General features: G+C 60.9%; 13 protein-coding genes and 1 pseudogene. 11 read left to right on the forward strand and 3 right to left on the reverse strand.

Features of this window, described 5'->3' with window-relative positions; all coding sequences use genetic code 11:
• Positions 1–69 precede the first annotated feature (69 nt).
• Positions 70–1,023, forward strand: a complete 954-nt coding sequence (locus tag ORL50_RS22380) for an AraC family transcriptional regulator (RefSeq protein WP_266018118.1) — start codon at positions 70–72, stop codon at positions 1,021–1,023.
• A gap of 4 nt (positions 1,024–1,027) precedes the next feature.
• Here the strand turns inward: ORL50_RS22380 and ORL50_RS22385 are convergent, their stop codons facing one another.
• Positions 1,028–1,435, reverse strand: coding sequence for a helix-turn-helix domain-containing protein (locus tag ORL50_RS22385; protein WP_266018119.1), 408 nt, complete (start codon positions 1,433–1,435; stop codon positions 1,028–1,030).
• 250 nt (positions 1,436–1,685) lie between these two features.
• Between ORL50_RS22385 and ORL50_RS22390 the strand changes: the two genes are divergently transcribed.
• Positions 1,686–2,510, forward strand: coding sequence for an alpha/beta fold hydrolase (locus tag ORL50_RS22390; RefSeq protein WP_266018120.1), 825 nt, complete (start codon positions 1,686–1,688; stop codon positions 2,508–2,510).
• A gap of 15 nt (positions 2,511–2,525) precedes the next feature.
• Here ORL50_RS22390 and ORL50_RS22395 read toward each other — a convergent pair whose 3' ends face one another.
• The gene (locus ORL50_RS22395; RefSeq protein ID WP_266018121.1) at positions 2,526–3,326 is read right to left on the reverse strand and encodes a helix-turn-helix transcriptional regulator; all 801 of its coding nucleotides are present in this window, start codon (positions 3,324–3,326) and stop codon (positions 2,526–2,528) included.
• A 105-nt stretch (positions 3,327–3,431) separates the two neighbouring features.
• Here ORL50_RS22395 and ORL50_RS22400 point away from each other — a divergent pair, with 105 nt between their 5' ends.
• The 9 genes from ORL50_RS22400 (at position 3,432) to ORL50_RS22440 (ending at position 14,909) form a co-directional block, all read left to right on the forward strand.
• Complete coding sequence (locus ORL50_RS22400; protein WP_266018123.1) at positions 3,432–4,388, forward strand: threonine dehydratase; 957 nt, start codon at positions 3,432–3,434, stop codon at positions 4,386–4,388.
• A 211-nt stretch (positions 4,389–4,599) separates the two neighbouring features.
• Complete coding sequence (locus ORL50_RS22405) at positions 4,600–5,904, forward strand: Nramp family divalent metal transporter (protein ID WP_266018124.1); 1,305 nt, start codon at positions 4,600–4,602, stop codon at positions 5,902–5,904.
• Positions 5,905–6,117: 213 nt separating this feature from the next.
• Complete coding sequence (locus ORL50_RS22410; protein WP_266018126.1) at positions 6,118–7,848, forward strand: PAS domain-containing sensor histidine kinase; 1,731 nt, start codon at positions 6,118–6,120, stop codon at positions 7,846–7,848.
• Positions 7,833–8,222, forward strand: a complete 390-nt coding sequence (locus ORL50_RS22415; protein ID WP_266018127.1) for a response regulator — start codon at positions 7,833–7,835, stop codon at positions 8,220–8,222. Before ORL50_RS22410 ends, ORL50_RS22415 begins: the two co-directional genes overlap by 16 nt.
• Before the next feature lie 9 nt (positions 8,223–8,231).
• Positions 8,232–10,346, forward strand: coding sequence for an EAL domain-containing response regulator (locus tag ORL50_RS22420; RefSeq protein ID WP_266018129.1), 2,115 nt, complete (start codon positions 8,232–8,234; stop codon positions 10,344–10,346).
• Positions 10,347–10,521: 175 nt separating this feature from the next.
• Positions 10,522–11,832 (forward strand): sensor histidine kinase, encoded by a 1,311-nt coding sequence (locus tag ORL50_RS22425; protein ID WP_266018130.1) that lies wholly within the window; start codon positions 10,522–10,524, stop codon positions 11,830–11,832.
• 89 nt (positions 11,833–11,921) lie between these two features.
• Positions 11,922–13,364 (forward strand): ATPase domain-containing protein, encoded by a 1,443-nt coding sequence (locus tag ORL50_RS22430; RefSeq protein ID WP_266018131.1) that lies wholly within the window; start codon positions 11,922–11,924, stop codon positions 13,362–13,364.
• A gap of 24 nt (positions 13,365–13,388) precedes the next feature.
• On the forward strand, positions 13,389–13,751 hold the full coding sequence (locus ORL50_RS22435; protein WP_266018133.1) for a response regulator: 363 nt from the start codon (positions 13,389–13,391) through the stop codon (positions 13,749–13,751).
• 858 nt (positions 13,752–14,609) lie between these two features.
• A complete protein-coding gene (locus tag ORL50_RS22440) occupies positions 14,610–14,909 on the forward strand; it encodes a hypothetical protein (RefSeq protein WP_266018135.1) in 300 nt (99 codons plus the stop codon).
• Between the two features lie 47 nt (positions 14,910–14,956).
• Here the strand turns inward: ORL50_RS22440 and ORL50_RS22445 are convergent.
• Positions 14,957–15,109: pseudogene (locus tag ORL50_RS22445) on the reverse strand (carboxymuconolactone decarboxylase family protein); the annotation flags it as partial.
• Position 15,110: the final 1 nt, after the last annotated feature.

Here is a 15,110-nt window from a genome sequence, read left to right on the forward strand (position 1 = left end):
TCTACGCTGATCACCTGGACCGACTGGCATGGAGGCTGCCAATAGCTGTCCGGGAGTTGAGGAACGTCGATGGTGCAGTTGATCTGCTCGCAATTCGATGAGTTCGAAGAAGCCCTGTATGGCGTGCAGGGCCGCTACGTCCTGCGGACCCGCCAGCAGCGGGACTGGCAACTCAAGGTGGTCGACCTCAACGGGGTGGCGCTGATGAGCGGCCGCGAAGGCGCTGGTACCGTGTACACCGGTATCGGTCTGCCCGGCTATTTTAATATTTTTGTGCCCCTGACCGGGCACGAGACCACGGTGGTCGACGGCCACCGCTTCGATCGTCGGCGCATTGGCTGGATGGTGCCCAATGCAATGTTTCATATCAACGCCACGCATCCCGCCAGTTGGCTGACGGTCGCCATGTCCTGCGAGCTGGTGCTGCACTGGGCGTCACTGCGCGAGGACGAATTCGATTTTTCCCTATTGCACCGCAACCTGGTGAGCAATGCCCAGCGCAACCTCGGGCCGCTGCTCTGGCTGGCGCAACGGCTGTTCCACATCGATGCACATTCTCCCGAAGCCTTGCACAGCGAGAGTGCCGAGCACGCGGCGCGCATGGAGGTGATGGACGTGGTGTTTCGCCTGCTGTTGCCCGTCGACCCGCCGCACGCCACGGCGCGACACAATCGTGATCACCAGGAAATCATCAGGCGCGCGCTGGAGTTGCTCGAAGTGCTGGAGGTCCAGACGGTCTACACCGAAGACATCTGCCAGGCGACCTGCGCCTCCGAGCGCACCGTGCGTAATGTGTTCAACCAATACCTGGGCATGAGCCCGCATCGATACTTGATGATTCGCCGCCTGCACGCCATCCGCGCGGCTATCCGCCATGCTGGTCCGCAGGACACCGTCACCAGCATCTGCGCGCGCTTCGGTGTGTGGGATTTTGGGCGGCTGGCGAGCCTCTACCGCCAGTATTTCGGCACGCTGCCGGCGCAGTCGCTGAAAGCCGCAAGGGCGGCGCGGCCGCATGGCTAGGCAGTCACGACAACGAGCGCATCAGGGTCTGGCTGGGGTATTCGCCAAACAGCTGGTGATAGTCCGCAGCCATGCGGCCACTGTCAGTAAAGCCGAAGCGCGCAGCCACCAGGCTGACCGATTCGATGTCCGGATTGGCGAGTGCCAGCGCTGCACGAACCAGATGCAGGCGGCGAATGTGCAGGTAGCGATTGGGCCCGATACCGAACACCTGCTGGAAAATCGAGCGCAGGGTGCGCTCGCTGACACCCGCCTTGCGGCACAGCTCGCCCAGGCTCAAGGATTGCACATCGCACTGCTGCAGCAGCGTCAGCACCCGGGCGGCACTGGCTTGACGCCTGGCCTGTTGCCAACTGACTCGCGCTGTAGGGGTAAGACTTGAACTCGGTAGCCGGGCCTTGTGTTTGTCCATTTCAACCTGCCATCAAGCTCGTTCAGGTTGATCCAGAGTGTCTCGATCAGGCGCAGTCGACTACGTAAAACAGGCAAGCTTTGGGTTAAACGGCGGGTTGATCACGCATATATGCCGCTGTGCAACGTGCCGAATTTACGTAGAAGTAAACGCCTGCGTTTGCGCAAGCTAAGGTTATTCCCAGCCAGGCCGCCGCGCCGTCTCCTGGCCCGAAATCCACCTGGAACAATCGAAAGGAGTGCACTCCACCATGAGTACTTTCACTACCAAAGAAGGCGTAGAAATCTACTACAAGGACTGGGGCAAGGGCCCGGTTGTGGTGTTCAGCCACGGCTGGCCACTGGACGCCGACAGCTGGGAATCGCAGATGTATCACCTCGCGGCCAACGGCTTTCGTTGCATCGCCCATGACCGTCGAGGCCACGGCCGCTCCAGCCAACCCTGGGATGGCAACGACATGGATCATTACGCCGATGACCTGGCGCAGTTGCTCGAGCACCTCGATGTGCGGGACGTGACCCTGTTCGGGTTTTCCACCGGAGGCGGGGAGGTGGCGAGGTACATCGGCAGGCACGGTACCGGCCGGGTAAAACGAGCCGGGCTGATTTCCGCAGTGCCGCCGCTGATGGTCAAGACCGACGCCAACCCCGGCGGCCTGCCGGTCTCGGTTTTCGACGGCATTCGCCAGGGCTTCCTGGCCAACCGCTCGCAGCTGTTCATCGACATCCCGAGCGGGCCTTTCTTCGGCTACAACCTCCCGGGCGCCGAACCTTCCCAGGGCGTGATCAATGCCTGGTGGATGCAGGGCATGCTCGGCGGACACAAGAACACCCTCGACAGCATCAAGGCTTTTTCGGAAACCGATTTCACCGAAGACCTGAAGAAGTTCGATGTGCCAACCTTGATCATCCATGGCGATGACGATCAGATCGTGCCGATCGATGCCGCCGGCCGGGCTTCGGCGAAGCTGATCAAGGACAGTAAGCTGATCGTCTACGAAGGTGCACCCCACGGCATTACCGACACGCACAAGGATCGGTTGAATGCCGATCTGCTGGCGTTTGTGCAGTCCTGAATGGGCGCGGGGTCTTCAACCCCGCCGCAGTTGCACCGGAGTCACTCCCAGCCGTTGTCGGAACGCCGTCGCCATATGCGCCTGGGAGTTGAAGCCGCAGGTCAGGGCGATCTGCGACAGGCTGGCAGCTGAATCGCGTAATAGAGCCCGAGCCTTGGCCAGGCGGCGGTCGATGAGGTAACTGTGCGGGCTTTTACCAGTGGCCTGCTTGAACGCCCGCATGAAAAAACCTTCGGACAGTTCAAGCAGGCCAGCCATCGCCTGTACGCTCAGCGGCCCGTCGAGGCCTGCATCAATGAACTCATCCAGCTGGCGCAGGCGGTTGGCGGTGATCGAGCCTGCCGGCTGCGCAGGCAATGCCGTGTGCGCCGTCGCGCGCTCCGCCAGGGCCAGTGCCCAGGCCTCCCAGTCGTTATCCAGTGCAGCGCGCAGCAACCCATTGCGCATGCCCAGCGCCAGGCTGATTGCCTGTGGATCGATGCGATTGTTGAAAGCCTGTTCGCCCGGCAACTCCAGGCCATCAGTGCGTACCACCCGCAGGTACTCACCACCCTGTGTTGACTCGGACAAGACGTCACAACCGGCGGGCACAAACGCCAGGCCGTTGGGGTGCGCGAGGAAGGGTTGCACCCGGTCACTGCCGATGGCGTGCACGCCGCACTGGCTGTCGAAGGCGAAGCCGATGGCTGCCTGGGTCGCCACATAGCGGGTTGCGTAGGCCGAGGCGGGCAACAACTCGATCGCCCACGGCCCGGCTTCGACCCGGCGGACCGGTTCGGTCTGGTGCGTTGATGGCAGGCGATTGTGCGGGTTCATGCCGAGCATAGTAGTGAAGAAAGAGGCAAAAAGTCAGGTCGGTTTTCTGAAAGCCGACGTATCGACCTTGCGCCTAGACTGGGCAAAACCACAGGGAGATTGCCCATGCACAGTTTGACTCGCGACGACATCGAACAAGCGGCCCGCCAGGTGTACCAGGTGATGCCCGCCACGGCCCAGTACGCCTGGCCGTTGCTGGCAGAGCGGTTGGGCTGCACGGTGTGGGTCAAGCATGAGAACCACACCCCCACTGGCGCGTTCAAGGTGCGCGGCGGCATCACCTTCATGCACTGGCTCAAGCGCACGCACCCGGACGTGAAGGGCATCGTCACTGCCACCCGCGGCAACCATGGCCAGAGCCTGGCGCTGGCGGCCAGTGCCCTGGGCTTGCGTGCATTGATCGTGGTGCCCGAAGGCAACTCGGTGGAAAAGAACCATGCCATGCGTGGCTTCGGCGGCGAGGTGGTGGAATGCGGCCGCGACTTCGATGATGCCCGCGTCGAGGCGGCGCGCCTGGCGCAGGAGCATGGGCTGTTACTGGTGCCGCCGTTCCACACCGAACTGGTCAAGGGCGTGGCGACCTATGCACTGGAGCTGTTCACGGCGGTGCCCGACCTGCACACCGTCTATGTGCCGATCGGCTGTGGCTCGGGCATCTGTGGAGTGATTGCCGCACGCGATGCGCTGGGGCTGGATACCCAGGTGGTGGGCGTGGTGTCCACCGAGGCTGACGCTGCCAGGTTGTCGTTCGAAGCCGGCGAGATCTGCGAAACGTCATCGGCCAATACCTTTGCCGATGGCCTGGCGGTGCGCAGGCCGATTCCCGAGGCGTTTGCCATCTACCGCGAGGGCGCGGCGCGGATTGTCGCCGTCAACGACGGGCAGATCGCCGAGGCGATGCGCATCTACTACACCGATACCCATAACCTTGCAGAAGGGGCGGGCGCTTCGGCGCTGGCGGCACTGGTGCAGGAGCGTGAGGCTATGGCGGGCAGGAAGGTGGGGGTGATCCTCTCCGGAGGCAACGTCGATCGCGGGGTGTACGCGCGGGTGATCCAATAAGCTGTATTCGCAGCAGCGGCAATTGTTGGGCTGGCCCAAGGGGATAACCGCAAAATCCGAGCGCCGCGTACCTCAGGCCAAAGCGCCAGCGCTCGGAAATCTTGCGGAAACATTTGCTAATACTCTCATTATCTTAGTAGTTGTACGACGTCGTACGTACTGTGTTGGAATGCGCCGGTTCTCACAAAAAAAATAAACGGAGATACCTTCCATGACGAGCATTCCTTCCGTCGAAGGCCAAGTCGCGGCGCCCGCGCAAAACCGCTTTGCCCGAATACTCAAGCTGCTGGGCCCGGGCATCATCGCCGTCTTGTCCTGGCTCGGCGCCGGTGATCTGATCACGTCCTCCGTGGCAGGGGCCAACTACGGCTATGCGATGATGTGGGTGCTGGCTGTCTCCCTGCTGTTGCGCTACCTGATCGTCAACATCATTGCCCGCTTCCAGTTGTGCAATAACCAGGGCATGACCATCCTCCAGGGTTATGCCCAGCTCAACCCGTTTTTCGCCTGGTTCATGCTGGTTTACGCCCTGTTGATGGGCCATCTGATGAACGCCTACATGATTAAGGGTGCCGGTGAATCCCTGGCCATGCTGTTGCGGATTGACCAGCCGTTGCTGTGCTCCCTGGCAGTGGTGCTGGCGGTGTGGCTGCTGGTGGGGCGCAACATCTACTCGATGATCGAAGGCGTGATGAAGGTGCTGCTGGCGATCATGACCCTGGCGTTCATCGCACTGGCGGTCATGTCCGGTCCCGACGTGACCGGCATCATCAAAGGCACCATCGGCTTCAGCATTCCGCCCGATGAGGGCGTGCATGGCGCCTTGCTCGTAGCGGTGTCGGTGATCGGCGCGGTGGCCGGCTCCATTGCCAACTTCGTGCACCCTTATGTGATGCGCCAGAAGGGCTGGATCGGCCCGCAGCACAAGCGCATCCAGCGTAACGATCTGTTGTTCGCGGTGTTCGTCGGCATCGTCATCAACCTGGCCATCTGGATCGTCGGCGCGGAAATCCTGCGGCCCAACGGCATCGAAGTGAAAACCCTGAGCGACCTGGGCAAGGCGCTGGAAATCTTCTTCGGCCCGATCGGCTGGTATGTCTTCTTCATCGGCGTCTTTGCAACCCTGTTCGCCAGCATCTCCGGTAAAACGACCGCCTTCCCGATGCTCATCACCGATGCCTTCCAGCACGTGCGCCCCAAGCGTCGCGACACGTACGGCAAAGAGTTTCACCACGATCCGATGCACAAGTGGTTCATGCTGTTCATCCTCGTGACTCCGCTGATCTGGTCACTGCCGGGCATGCCCGACTTCGTGACCCTGACCATTGGCGTCAGCGCGCTGAACATCATCGGTTTGCCGGTCATTTCCCTGGGCCTGCTGATCATGTCTAACCAGAAGTCGTTGCTGGACAAGCAGTACCGCAACAACCTGTTCGAGAACATCGCGCTGCTGTTTGCTACCGGCCTGGCGTTGTGGGTAGCGTTCCAGCTGGGTGTTGACCTGTTCAGCCTGTAGCGGCGGCGACCGTCGAGGGGGTTGATTGCCCCTTGGCGGTCCTCGGGATTTTGTTCTCGCCTGAAAGCCTGACGAAAGCTTTCAGGCGCACCCTCCAACCCAAGCTCTGCTATCGTAAGAAAGCCTCTAATCGCTCATTCGGGCGATTTTCCGTAAGCACGCTTTACGGCACCGTCATCACGGTCAGGTTTGCGAGTTAACGGGAAACGCACAATGGACACCCCGCCAGTAGACCGTCCACCCTCCGAGCCCCTGTCGCGCGCCGAAAAGATCGTCGAGTTTCGTCGGCAGAAAAGTCTGCTCAAGACCGGTGCTCTGCAAGACGCGATCTTTAACAGCGCCTACTTCTCCAGCATCGCTACCGATGAAAAAGGCGTTATCCAGATCTTCAACGTCGGCGCCGAGCGCATGCTTGGGTACCTCTCCGAAGACGTGGTCGACAAGATCACCCCAGCCGACATTTCCGACCCTGCCGAGCTGATCACCCGCGCCGCCGCCCTGAGCCTGGAACTCAAGACGGAGATCACCCCGGGCTTCGACGCGCTGGTGTTCAAGGCGTCCCGAGGCATCGAAGATATTTATGAGCTGACCTATATCCGCAAGGACGGCAGCCGTCTCTCGGCGATGGTGTCGGTCACCTCATTGCGCGACAGCGCCGAAATCATCATCGGATACCTGCTGATCGGTACCGACAACACTGCACGCAAGCAGGAGGAAGCCACCCAGGCATTGCTCGATCAACGCCTGCGCGACCAGCAGTTCTATACCCGCTCGCTGATCGAGTCGAACATTGATGCGCTGATGATGACCAACCCCCAGGGGATCATTTCCGACGTCAACAAACAGATGATGGCGCTGACCGGCCGCACCCGTGACGAATTGATTGGCGCACCGTGCCGCAACTTCTTCACCGACCCGGCGCGCGCCGATGCGGCAATCAAGCGAGTGCTCAGCGAAAATAAAGTCAGCGACTACGAATTGACGGTGCGCGCCTACGACGGCACCGAAACCGTGGTGTCGTATAACGCAGCGACTTTCCACGACCGTGACCGCAAGCTGCAGGGCGTATTTGCCGCCGCCCGGGATGTCACCGAGCGCAAACGCTTCGAGCGCACCCTGGAAGAAAAGAACGTCGAGCTCGAACATGCCAGCCTGATGAAATCCGAGTTTCTGGCAACCATGTCCCACGAACTGCGCACTCCATTGAACGCCGTGATCGGATTTTCCGAAGCGCTCAAGGACGGGATGGTGGGCGACATGACCGACACCCAGCGCGAATACATCAGCGATATTTTCACCAGCGGCCAGCACCTGCTGTCGCTGATCAATGACATCCTCGACCTGTCCAAGGTCGAAGCCGGCATGATGGCCCTGGAACTCGAGCCCGTGGAGTTGCAGGGCCTGCTCAGCAACAGCCTGCTGATCGTGCGCGAAAAGGCCGCCCTGCAGCGCATTCAATTGAAGCTGGAAACCGACGACGACCTCGGCACCTTCGAGCTGGACCTGCGCAAGACCAAGCAGATCGTCTACAACCTGCTGGCCAACGCGGTGAAGTTCAGCGCCCCGGGAGGCGTGGTCACCCTGGCGGTGAAGCAGGTGCCGCGGGACCAGGTCGGCACCCTCGACGGCGACTGGCCGGTGCATGGCTTTGAACTGCCGACCAGCGAGCATGAGCAATTTTTGCAACTGAGCGTCAGCGATACCGGGATTGGCATCGCCCAGGCTAACATGGACAAGTTGTTCAAGGCCTTCAGCCAGATCGACAGCAGCCTGGCCCGTAAATTCGAGGGCACTGGCCTGGGCCTGGCGATGGTCAAGCAATTGACTGAGCTGCAAGGTGGCAGTGTCGCAGTCGCCAGCCGGGCAGGGGCCGGAGCACGTTTCGTGGCCTGGTTGCCCATCCGTCGTACAACCACTGTGGAGGCGCCGTGGCCGAAATCCTGATCGTCGAAGACAACGCCGCCAATATGCGCCTGGCCCGGTTACTGCTTACCAGCGCCGGCCACAGCGTGATTTGCGCCGCTGATGCGGAAACCGGCCTGAAGCTGGCGCGCGAGCTGCAGCCCGCGCTGATCCTGATGGACATCCAGCTGCCGGGCATGGATGGCCTCAAAGCCACCTCGTTGCTCAAAAGTGACGTGGCGACTGCGGCCATTCCGGTGATCGCGCTCACGGCCATGGCCATGAAGGAAGACGCGGAAAAGACCCGTCAGGCCGGGTGCAACGCCTACATCATCAAACCACTACGCTACAAGGAGCTCTACCAGGTCATCGACACGTTGCTGCAAAACACTCTGCCTCAACAGCCCTCTACCTGAGCTCTCTACATGTCCGACACCGCCGCTACCCTGTTGATCGTCGACGATGAAACCCATGTGCGCAAACTGCTGCAGATCCTCCTGCAGAACCAGGGTTACCAGACCCTCACCGCCAGTTCGGGGGAAGAGGCACTCGCCATGGTTGCGCAACAGCCGCCTGACTTGATCCTGCTGGATATCATGATGCCCGGCATGGACGGCTACGAAGTCGCCCGGCACCTGAAAACCAACAAGGCTACTTCGAACATCCCGATCATCATGCTGTCCGCCCTGGGTGAGCACAGTGCGCGGATTTCAGGCCTGGAGGCGGGCGCCGAAGACTTCCTCAGCAAGCCGGTGGAAAGTGCCGAATTGTGGCTGCGGGTGCGCAACCTGCTGCGACTCAAAGCCTTCGGCGACTACCTGAAAAGCCACAGCCTGATGCTGGAAGAACAGCTGCAGCAGCGCACCATCGACCTGGAGCGTTTTCGTTCGGCGATGGATGCGTCAGGGGATGCGATTTTCCTGGTCAATCGCAGCACCATGCAACTGATCGAATTCAATCGACGTGCCAGCCAGGTGTTGGGCTTCAGTTCCGAAGAACTGCTGTTGATGACCCCTGCGGACCTCAGCGATGCCAGCATCGAAGAGCTGAAGCTTTTATATGACCAGATCATTGCGGGTACCGGGCCGATCGAGCCGACCGAGTCGCGCATCCGCTGCAAGGACGGCAGTTATCTGCCGGTGGAAATCCATCGCCAGGCCTACAAGACCGGCGACGACTGGATCATTGTCGGCATCGCGCGGGACATCACCCAGCGCAAGGAAACCGACCAGCGCATGCTGAAAATGGCCCACTACGATACGTTGACTGGCTTGCCCAACCGCAACCTGTTTTTCACCACCCTGGAGATGGGCCTCACCCAGGCGGCGCTCAGCCATTGGCAACTGGCGGTGGTCACCGTTGACCTGGACGATTTCAACAGCATCAACGAAACCTGGGGCCACCTTTTGGGTGATCAGATGCTCGCTGAACTGGGTCAGCGCCTGACGGGCTGCCTTAACGTCAGCGATACCCTGGGCCGCTTGCACGGTGACGAGTTCGCGCTGATCCTGATGATCCGCGAGGGCCAGGCGGACCCGCTACAAACCGTCGAGCGCATTCGCGAAGTACTGCGCCTGCCGTTTCAGCTCGACGGCCAGGACACTTCGATGACCGCCAGTATCGGCATTGCCCTGTACCCCAACGACGCTGACGACGCCCACAGCCTGATCAAGCACGCCAACACGGCCATGCACCGGGCGAAGAAGATCGGGCGCGATACGTATCGGTTCTATACCGCACAGATGAACGTGGAAGCGTCGGCGCGTCAGGAGATGGAAACCGCCTTGCGCGAAGCCGTCCAGCAGCAGGCGTTTGAATTGTTCTACCAGCCCAAGATCGGCCTGGTGGATGGCCAGGTCTGCGGGCTCGAAGCCCTATTGCGCTGGCCGCGTCCGGGGCAGGCGCATGTGTCGCCCGCAGTGTTCGTGCCGATCCTGGAAAGCATGGGGTTGATTACCCAGGTGGGTACCTGGGTGATTACCCGGGTCTGTCAGCAAATGGCCGAATGGCGACTTGCCGGGCAGGGGCCATTACAGGTCGCGGTCAACGTGTCCGGCCAGCAGATCATCGAGGGCGATCTGATCGCCAGCATCCGCCAGGCGCTGCTCGACAATCAGATTGATCCGCACTGCCTGGAAATCGAATTGACCGAAAGCTCGTTGATGGAAAACACCGCCCACACCATCGCCAGCCTGCAAACCCTTAAACAACTGGGCGTCAAAGTCTCCATCGATGACTTTGGCACTGGCTATTCCAGCCTGGCCTATCTGCGACGCTTCCCGATCGACAAACTGAAGATCGACATTGCGTTTATCCGCGAAGTCACCAGCAACCCTCAGGACGCCGCCATCGCCCGGACCATCATCGAGCTGGCGCACAGTCTCAGCCTGCAGGTGATCGCCGAAGGCGTGGAGACCCCCGAGCAGCTGGCGTTCCTCTCGCAAAACGGCTGCGATCAGGTGCAGGGTTACCTCTTCAGTCGACCCTTGCCGGTCCAGGAACTGGAAGTTTTCCTGCGCGAGCCAAGGGCCGTCATTTGATTGAAGTGGTGCTTGCAATAAAAATTTGAAACCTTTTATCGTAAGTTGCAATCCATCGCCCATAGGGGGCAATTTTGCGTTCGCCGCAAGGTGGGCAAATAGCAAAGGTTGGCTTTACAACAGACGACATTGCCCTGTGCACGAATGGGCAGTCTTACAACGAGCCGAACTCGACATGCCAACGAACTCTTTACCAGGGGCCGGTGCGGCTTCCCTGGCCTACGACACCCACCGTCTGGCCCTGATAGAAATCGGCGAGCGGATTCGCGACCTGGATGACACTCCAGCGCTGGCGTACGCGTCGGCGGAAATTCTTGGACGGACCCTGCAGGTCAGCAGGGTTGGCTACGGCACCATCGACCCGATTGCCGAGACCATCACCATCGAGCGCGACTGGAACGCACCGGGAATCGAATCCCTGGCCGGCGTCTTGAGCTTTCGCGACTACGGCAGTTACATCGATGATCTGAAAAACAGCCAGACAGTCATCGTTCGCGACGTTGCCGAGGACCCCCGAACCCGCGACAGTGCACAGCAGCTCAAGGCGATCAGTGCTTATTCGTTCATCAATATGCCCATCACTGAAAAAGGCCGGCCAGTGGCGCTGCTGTACCTGAACCATTGCGAGGTTCGCGAGTGGTCGGATGATGAGCTGGCGCTGATTCGCGAAGTCGCCGAACGCACGCGCATGGCCACCGAGCGCTGCCGCGCCAGGGATGATCTGCGCGAGCTGGCCGCTTCGCTGGAACACCAGGTGCAGGAGCGCACGGAACAATTGCGCCAGTCGCAAAAGATGGAGGCGGTGGGGCAATTGACCGGGCGTTTTGCCCATGACTTCAACAATCTGCTGACCGTTATCCGCTCTTCCTGTGACCTGCTCAAGCGCCCGGGCAGTTCTGAAGAGCGCCGCCTGCGCCTGGTCGAAGCGATTTCCGAGGCCGTGGAAAGAGGCAGCTGCCTCACCGGTCAGCTGCTGTCATTTGCGCGCCGCCAAGCGCTCAATCCGTCAGCGCTGGATGTGAATGCCAGCGTTATGGCGATTGGCGAGGCCATGACATTGCGGGTTGGGCCCGGGATTAACGTGGTCATCGACCTGCCTGACGAGTCCTGCTCGATACACGCCGATCCTGGTCAGTTCGAAACCGCGCTGGTCAACCTGGCCAACAACGCCAGTGAAGCCATGCGCGGCACTGGCGAGCTGGTGATTAGCGTGGTCCGGGCTGACGGTATTCCGGCAACCCGCGGGGATCCGTCCCTCGACGGCAAGTTCATCGCCATTTCGGTTGGCGACAACGGTTCGGGTATCGCACCGTTCTGCATCGAGAAAATCTTCGAGCCTTTTTTCACCACTAAAACAGTCGGGCAGGGTATCGGCCTGGGCCTGAGCCAGGTGTTCGGTTTTGCCAAGCAGTCTGGCGGTGAAATCCGCGTGGAGAGCTGCTTGGGCCAAGGCAGTGTCTTCACCTTGTATTTACCTTGCGCTTAAGCGAGCGCATGGATAGCCCGAACGCGAAAATGGCGTTAGCATCGTAGACCTTCGGCCTGATGGCCTGTTGTTCAGATCAGGGTTGCATAGTGGAAAAGCTAAAACGCCTTCAAAGCGGAATCGAGGGGCTTGATGCTCTGCTCAAGGGCGGGCTGGTCGCGGGGTCCTCCTATATCGTTCAAGGACGCCCTGGCTCTGGTAAGACCATCCTTGCCAACCAGCTCGGGTTCCATCATGCGCGCAATGGCGGCCGGGTCCTGGTCGCGACGCTGCTGGCTGAATCCCATGATCGCCTGTTCCAGTTCCTCTCGACCCTGAGCTTCTTCGAGCCGGCGCGGGTCGGCGCCGAAATCCAGTTTGTCAGCGCCTTTGACACCCTGGAAAACGAAGGGCTGGACGAGGTGGTCAAGCTGCTGCGGCGTGAGATCAGCCGGCAGAAGGCTACGGTAATGGTGGTCGACGGCTTGCTTAATGCGCGCTCCAAGGCCGACTCGCCGATGGACACGAAAAAATTCATCTCCGAACTGCAGGGCCATGCCGCCTTCGCCGGCTGCACCGTGCTGTTCCTCACCAGCTCCCGGCTGGATGACGGCAGCCCCGAACACACCATGGTCGATGGCGTCATTGAAATCGGCGAAGAGCTGTTCGGCACCCGATCCGTGCGCCGTATCCAGATGCGCAAGACCCGCGGCAGCGGGGCGCTGAGCGGCCTACACGAGTGCGAAATCACCGACAACGGCCTGGTGGTCTATCCGCGCCTGGAAAGCCTCTACAGCCATCCGTCGATGCCCGACAGCGCGGACCTGACGCGCATCGCCAGTGGCATTGGTGCGCTCGACGGCCTGATCGGCGGCGGCCTGCACAGTTCCTCCGTGACTCTGGTCATGGGGCCTTCCGGAGTGGGCAAAACTACCCTGGGCCTCAAGTTCCTCGCCGAGTCGACGGTGGATGCACCCGGGCTGCATTTCGGTTTTTATGAAAGCCCGCAACGGCTGCGGCTCAAGGGCCAGTCGCTGGGCATCGACATCAAGGGCATGGAAGAAAGTGGCGCGCTGAGCATCGCCTGGCAGCCCACCACCGAGGGTTTGCTCGACAGCCTGGGCGCACGCCTGCTGAGCATCGTCGAGCAGAAGGGCATCAAGCGCCTGTTCATCGACAGCCTGAGCGGCATGGCACGGGTGTCGACCACGCCGGCGCGCATCACCGATTTCTATAGTGCGCTGATGAGCGAACTGCGCGCCCGCGGGGTGACGGTATTTGCTTCGTGGGAGATGCGGGATCTGTTCGGTTCCGAGGTCAGTACGCCGACGCCGGACCTGTCGAGCATCGTCGATAACCTGATGCTGATGCGGTTCTCCGAAAATCAGTCTGAACTCCGACGACTGCTTTCGATTCTTAAAGTACGAGACAGCTTCTATGACCCCTCGCTACTTGAAGTGGTTATCCATGCACACGGCGTTGAACTGAAGAAGGCCTCACGACATGCGACGGCAGTCCCCAATGATTCAACGCTGCCCGGTTCAATCTCCTAAGTCTGTGAGTCGGGTTGAATTGACATGACCACCATCCTGGTCGTCGACGACGAATATTTGATCGCTGACATCCTCGGCTACGCGCTGGAGGATGAGGGGTTCATGGTCGTAAAGGCCAGCAATGGCCAAAAAGGACTGGAAGTGCTGGACCGCGAGCGTCCTTCGCTGATTATCACCGACTTCATGATGCCGGTGATGGACGGTCTCGAATTCGCCAAGGCGGTGCGGGCGCTGCCGTCGACCAGTCATTTGCCGATCATCCTGATCAGCGGCGCCCAGGCTCATATCGGCATGCAGCGTTCGGACCTGTTCGATGCGGTGCTGAAAAAGCCGTTTAATATCGACCTCGTCATTGCCAAGGCCCGGGAGCTTCTGGCATTGGAGTGACCGGCCTGGCAGGGCCGGGGGGGGAGCCTGGCTTGCCAGCGATAGCGCCCGCAAAACCGCCATCGCCGGCAAGCCGGGCTCCTACGGATTTGTGCCGAACCCAAATCCCGCGTACACCCCGATCACCTGCACGAACCTGGCTTGCCAGCGATGGCGCCCGCAAAATCGCCATCGCCGGCAAGCCGGGCTCCTACGGATTTGCGCCGAACCAAAATCCCCGCGTACACCCGGATCACCCGTAGGAGCCTGGCTTGCCAGCGATGGCGTCCGCAAAACCGCCATCGCCGGCAAGCCGGGCTCCTACGGATTTGTGCCGAACCAAAATCCCCGCGTACACCCGGATCACCCGTAGGAGCCTGGCTTGCCAGCGATGGCGTCCTCGAAATCGCCATCGCCGGCAAGCCGGGCTCCTACGGATTTGCGCCGGGCCCAAATCCCGCATACACCCTCGATCACCCGTAGGAGCCTGGCTTGCCAGCGATGGCGCCCGCAAAACCGCCATCGCCGGCAAGCCGGGCTCCTACGGATTTGCGCCGAGCCCAAATCCCCCATACACCCTCGATCACCCGTAGGAGCCTGGCTTGCCAGCGATGGCGTCCTCGAAATCGCCATCGCCGTCAAGCCGGGCTCCTACGGATTTGCGCCGGGCCCAAATCCCCCATACACCCTCGATCACCCGTAGGAGCCTGGCTTGCCAGCGATGGCGCCCGCTAAACCGCCATCGCCGGCAAGCCGAGCTCCTACGGATCTATGCCGGGTCCAAATCCTGCGTACACCCCGAGCACGAACCTGGCTTGCGAAAAACGACTACGCTGAACAGGTCACCACCATCATCACGTCTCTACGGGGAGCATGGGAATGACCGCCAAACCAGCTCATCCCCGCTCATCCTGGGTCATATCCTCGCTGCTCGCCATTAACCTGGTGCTGACCACCGGGTGTTCCGGCAGGACCACTTCAGCTCGCTATGCTGCGGCGAACGTGGGTTCCAGCTGCTATGCCAAGGCCCTGCCCACCGCAGGCGAAGGCGGTCTGGCCTGGGGCAGCACCTTGAGCATCGCGCGGCAGAAATCGTTGAACAATTGCATCCGCTATGCCGGCAGATCCGGCGGCACGCCGACGACCTGCAAAGTGGTGTTATCGGAGTGTCGGAACTAATTCTTCAGGAGCAATGGCCGTTGCTGCATCCAGGCAGCAACGGCCCATCATTGCGTACCACGCCCAGCAAACACCTCCTTGAGCACCGGCACCGCCGACATCGCCTTCGGCCACCCGACATAGAACGCCAGGTGAGTCACCACTTCCGCCGCCTGTTCCCGGGTCAGGCCGTTGTCCATGGCGCGGTTCAGGTGGAAGGGC

The organism is Pseudomonas sp. RIT-562, assembly GCF_026241895.1.
Classification (GTDB): domain Bacteria; phylum Pseudomonadota; class Gammaproteobacteria; order Pseudomonadales; family Pseudomonadaceae; genus Aquipseudomonas; species Aquipseudomonas mandelii_F.